Annotated in this window: 1 protein-coding gene; it reads left to right on the forward strand. The window is 43.3% G+C overall.

From position 1 onward, the window contains the following. Nucleotides 1-102: 102 nt before the first annotated feature. Nucleotides 103-315, forward strand: coding sequence for a hypothetical protein (locus tag LKK83_RS00740; RefSeq protein WP_324628809.1), 213 nt, complete (start codon nucleotides 103-105; stop codon nucleotides 313-315). Nucleotides 316-508 lie beyond the last annotated feature (193 nt).

A 508-nucleotide genomic window follows, 5' to 3' on the forward strand; every position in this document is an offset into this window, starting at 1 on the left:
GGAAAAGCGCCTTTAAAAGTCCGACTTTGGACTCTTTAAGAATCCCTCGGATTTATCCGTAGGGAGTATCAAAGTTGCAAATCCACTTCGGAGGATAACCCAATGGGTCAACGTCTCAAAAGTTGGGAGTCTCCTCGCAAACCCGGGAGAAACACCAAAGGCAAAGGCGGTAGCGCTCGCCAACGACAACTCAAGAAGCAGCAGAAAATGTTGCGGAAAAAACTCAAGGGGGAAACCCCAGGAACAGATAAAAACCCACAGCAAGAGAAGAGAATGCCAGTTCTCTTCTCTTTTTATTTGGCGATCGCTAGTTAAAAAAAACGACCTTTTTCCCCTCTAAACCGCAGCTTTTGACCGCGAAAAACTCACCTTATTAATTTGTAAAAAACTACTGGTAAGTTAGGCATCGCCCACCTTACAACTCTCGCTCCTTCTGCAATTTAATTGTTGACCAACCGCATAAAATAACAATGATTAACCTCAAAGTAATCACTCAATTGTATGGTCA

Origin of the sequence: Phormidium sp. CCY1219 (assembly GCF_035615515.1) — a bacterium.
Taxonomy (GTDB): domain Bacteria; phylum Cyanobacteriota; class Cyanobacteriia; order Cyanobacteriales; family Laspinemataceae; genus CCY1219.

What these genes read in the sequence shown, in the direction of transcription:
- LKK83_RS00740 (WP_324628809.1), top strand. Translation starts at nt 103, where the DNA reads ATGGGTCAACGTCTCAAAAGTTGGGAGTCTCCTCGCAAACCCGGGAGA.